Source organism: Amycolatopsis sp. NPDC059021 (assembly GCF_042739895.1).
Lineage (GTDB): Bacteria > Actinomycetota > Actinomycetes > Mycobacteriales > Pseudonocardiaceae > Amycolatopsis.
Map to the genome: position 1 here is coordinate 1 of NZ_JBHYIQ010000125.1, position 4,006 is coordinate 4,006.

Sequence of the window (4,006 nt, forward strand, 5' to 3'; positions counted from 1 at the left end):
GCCGAGACCCCCAGCAAAGCGGCGCCGCACCGGTCCACATCACCACGACCGCCGAGGCGCCCGCGCGGACGCGAAGAAGATTCGGAAAGTTCTCCTCCGCCCCGGAGAACCGACCCGGAACGGTAGGCTCCGAGCCCGTGCGTAACGCCAGCGCGGTCACCATGCCGCGCTGGCCGACGAAACCGGCGGTGAGGATGTCAGAAGAAATGGCGGAAACGGAACCGCGGCACGATTCCCGGGAGCGCCGGGCCGGTCAGCCCTGGTCGGCGAGTGACACTTATCAATGGGCACAGGGATGGCGACGTCTCGCTCTCGCCTCGGGAATGCTCATCTATCCGGTCGTCACCGCCGTCGCGATCTCGCAGCATTCACACGGCACCCGCGCCGCGGCCGGGTTCCTGATCGTGTTCCTGTTCTGCTGCTGCTACGCACTGGCCACCCTCGCCGCGACCCGCCTCGCCTGGCGCCAGTTCTGGTGGTCGTTCGGCGGGATGACGGTGCTGTTCCTCGCCGCGCTGCCGTTCGCACAGGCCGAGGCGTTCTTCCTGTGCGCGGTGGTCGTCGCGGTCGCGACGTACTTCTTCGGCAGGCGGGCCACGCCGTTCGTGGCGGCCAGCCTGGTCGCCAGCGTCGTCACCCCGTGGGCGGTGCGCTCGTGGCACAGCCAGGCGGGCTGGCTCGAAGCGATCATGATCATCTGTACGGTGCTGATCGTGTATGCCTTTTCCGAGACCGTGCGGGCCAACAAGGCACTCGTCGAGGCGCGCGCCGAGGTCGCCAGGCTCGCTTCGGAAGCCGAACGCACCCGGATCGCCCGCGACCTGCACGACCTGCTCGGCCATTCGCTCACCGCCATCGCCGTCAAGGCCGACCTCGCGGGCCGGATCGCCGCGAAGGAGCAATCGGCCGCACTGCAGGAGATCACCGAGGTGGGAAAGCTCTCCCGCCAGACGCTGGCCGACGTGCGCGCCGCCGTGTCGGGCTACCGCGAGGTGACGCTGGCCAACGAACTGGCCCGGGGCAAGGAACTGCTCCGCGCTTCGGGTGTCACGCCGGATCTGCCGACGGCCACCGACATGGTCGACGCGGTCCACCACGAGCTGTTCGGCTGGGCGGTACGGGAAGGCCTCACCAACGTGGCGCGGCACGCGCGGGCGAGCCGCTGCACCGTCACCCTTTGCAGCTCCGAGGTCGAAGTACGCGACGACGGCGTCGGCTGCGCCGCCGGCCGGACCACCACCGGCAACGGCCTCACCATGCTGCGGGAGCGGGTCGCGATGGCAGGCGGCACGGTGGAAGCGGGCCCGGTCAGCCCCCGCGGCTGGCGACTGCGCGTTTCCCTGGAAGGAACGGCGGCCACCCTGTCATGACGATCCGGCTGCTCCTCGCCGACGACCAGGCACTGGTCCGTGAAGCGCTATGCGCCCTGCTGAACCACGAGGACGATTTCGAGGTGGTCGCCTCGGTCGGCCGTGGCGACGAGGTCGTCGACGCGGCCAAGACGGGGAAACCCGACGTCGCCTTGCTCGACATCGAGATGCCGGGGCTCGACGGGCTCGCGGCCGCCGCCGTGCTCCGGACCCAGGTACCCGGCTGCCGCGTCGTGATGCTCACCACCTTCGGCCGCGCCGGTTACCTGCGCAGGGCGATGGAGGCGGGAGCCGCGGGGTTCGTGGTCAAGGACTCCCCCGCCGACGCGCTCGCCGACGCCATCCGGCGGGTGATGAACGGCGAGCGGGTGGTGGACCCGGCGCTGGCGGTGGCGACCTTGGCGGCGGGCGAATCCCCGCTGACGGCCCGTGAACGCGACGTACTCATCGCCGCCCGTTCGGGCGCGACGGTCGCCGATATAGCCGCCACCCTCTATCTCTCGGAGGGCACCGTCCGCAACTATCTCTCGGCCGCGACCACCAAGACCGCGACGCGAAATCGGATGGAAGCGCTTCGCGTCGCGGACGAGCGCGGCTGGCTTTAAAGAACCATCCAGGGAGACAAAGGCGGAAACCGACCATTTCGGACAGTCACAAAAGATGGTTAAGCGGACAAGCGGACAAGGTGGTAACAAACTATCGGTCGTCACCGCCAAGTCTTGACACAGAAGTGCGATTCGACGATCGTGGGCTCTGGCAGTAACCGGGTCCATCGGTTGACCGAAGGGGGCGGGAACTGATGGACGACAGCCAACTGGGGGCAGCAGATGGCGGGGCGGTACGGAGCGGCCAAGGTCGCCCACCACAAGAGAAACACCAGACGGACAGTACGGCGGACACCGTCGGCCACCGCGCGGCCGAGACGGTGTGCCGCCCTCGTTTTCACAGGTAGTAAAGCCGAAAAAACCTCGGTATCGGACGACCGCGTCATGGACAGCGCACCGCCGCGCGCCGTCCACGACGCGTCGCCCGTCGCGCATTCCTCGTCCTCGCCCTCGAGGACGGGAACTTGTCGCGGAAGTTTTTCACTTTTCACACCTCCCCGTTGAGGTGAGCCGCATGGGGCGTACACCGAATTCACCACTCCGCCGAGACCTGCCCGTTGGCCAGGAGTGAATATTTCCTACGCCTTGCCGGTTGATTTTTCACATTCACAGTCAGCCACAGAGCTTTCTTGCTTTTCTGGGAGATGAGCCACCCTTGACCGGCACCAGCGCCCGACTCGACACAGCGCGAGAGGAAATCCTCGCCTGTGTAACACCGAGAACACCCGCACCGTCCGAGGGCCGGGAATGCGTGCCCGTCCCGTTGAGCGCGCTGCTGCCCGCCGACTCACCGCGTCTGGCCGGGGAGGACGCCGCCCACGTCGAAAGGCTGCTCGAGGTCGACGGCCCGCTGCCCCCGATTCTCGCGGACCGGCGCACCATGCGCGTGATCGACGGGATGCACCGGCTGCTCGCCGCGGCCGCGAAGGGCCTGACCGTCATCGACGTCGAGTTCTTCGACGGGACGACGGAAGACGCGTTCCTGCGAGCCGTCGAGGCGAACGTGACGCACGGTCTCCCGCTGTCGCAAGAGGACCGGCGGGCCGCGGTCGCGCGGATCGTCACCTCGCATCCGCACATGTCCGATCGGGCGATCGCCGCGGTGTCCGGCCTCAGCGCGAAGACCGTGGCCATCGTGCGCCGCGGGCTGGGCGATACCACTTCGCAGCCGTCCGCCCGGATCGGCCGCGACGGCAAGGTCCACCCGCTGGACAAGGCGGCGGGCAGGCATCGGGCCGCTCAGCTGATCACCCAGCACCCCGACGCCTCGCTGCGGGAGATCGCGCGCCGCGCCGGGGTTTCCCCCGCCACGGTCAGCGACGTGCGCAAGCGTCTCGTGTCGGGGGAACCGCCCGTCGCGAAGCGGAACGCCCCGGCGGACAAGAGCGAGCCGGAGCCGAAGCCCGCCGCGTCACCGGTGCAGCAGACCGCCCAGCAGCTCGCCGCCAGGAGTATCGGGCTCGCCCAGCCCGATCCCGGTTCCCTGCTCGAAAAACTGCTCCGGGATCCATCGCTGCGCACCAAAGAGGACGGTCGTCAGCTCCTGCGCCTGCTGCATCGCAACGCCGTGGAGCAACGGGAACTGTCGAAGCTCGCGACCGCTGTCCCGGAGCACTGCGCGGAGGTCGTGCTCGGCCTGGCGACGTACTACGCGGACATGTGGCTGGAGTTCGCCCAGCAGCTCGGCTGACCGCTCTCCCCACCCGACAGCGAGAAACCCACCCGAGGAGCCACTCGCCCCATGAGCAAGGACACCCAGCCGTCGCCCCGTCCCGGGGCCGGCGGATTCCGCCGCGCGATCTCCCCCGTCGAGTGGTGGTTTCTCGGCCATCCCGGCGAACTCACCGTCACCACCCAGATCGTGGTCGAGGGCACCGGGACCATCACCGCCGAAGGGCTGCGCGAAGCCGTCGCGACCGCCTCGGCCGCGTGCCCGGGCGCCCGGCTCGTCCGCGAGGACCGCACCTGGGTCGACAGCGGTGTGCCCCCCGCCCGCCGCGTGGGGGGTGGGCGGGGGCGCCGCCGCCGGGG

The 4,006-nt window shown here is 69.3% G+C and carries 4 protein-coding genes; all 4 read left to right on the forward strand.

Annotation, left to right across the window (positions count from 1 at the left end):
- Window positions 1-206 precede the first annotated feature (206 nt).
- Window positions 207-1,370 carry a sensor histidine kinase gene (locus ACFWX1_RS42510; protein ID WP_378395580.1) on the forward strand — a complete coding sequence of 388 codons (1,164 nt, stop codon included), beginning with the start codon at window positions 207-209 and terminating at the stop codon, window positions 1,368-1,370.
- Entirely contained in the window at window positions 1,367-1,975 is a 609-nt protein-coding gene (locus ACFWX1_RS42515) for a response regulator transcription factor (RefSeq protein ID WP_378395581.1), read from the forward strand. The genes ACFWX1_RS42510 and ACFWX1_RS42515 overlap by 4 nt, the downstream gene beginning before the upstream one ends.
- Window positions 1,976-2,726: 751 nt before the next feature.
- A complete protein-coding gene (locus ACFWX1_RS42520) occupies window positions 2,727-3,665 on the forward strand; it encodes a transcriptional regulator (protein WP_378395582.1) in 939 nt (312 codons plus the stop codon).
- A 51-nt stretch (window positions 3,666-3,716) separates the two neighbouring features.
- Window positions 3,717-4,006 (forward strand): hypothetical protein (locus ACFWX1_RS42525; RefSeq protein WP_378395583.1); only part of this gene is annotated, 290 nt, incomplete at its 3' end.

Bases quoted from the DNA above. Each gene is read 5' to 3' on its own strand.
- ACFWX1_RS42510 (WP_378395580.1), top strand. From the start codon at position 207: ATGGCGGAAACGGAACCGCGGCACGATTCCCGGGAGCGCCGGGCCGGT.
- ACFWX1_RS42515 (WP_378395581.1), top strand. From the start codon at position 1,367: ATGACGATCCGGCTGCTCCTCGCCGACGACCAGGCACTGGTCCGTGAA.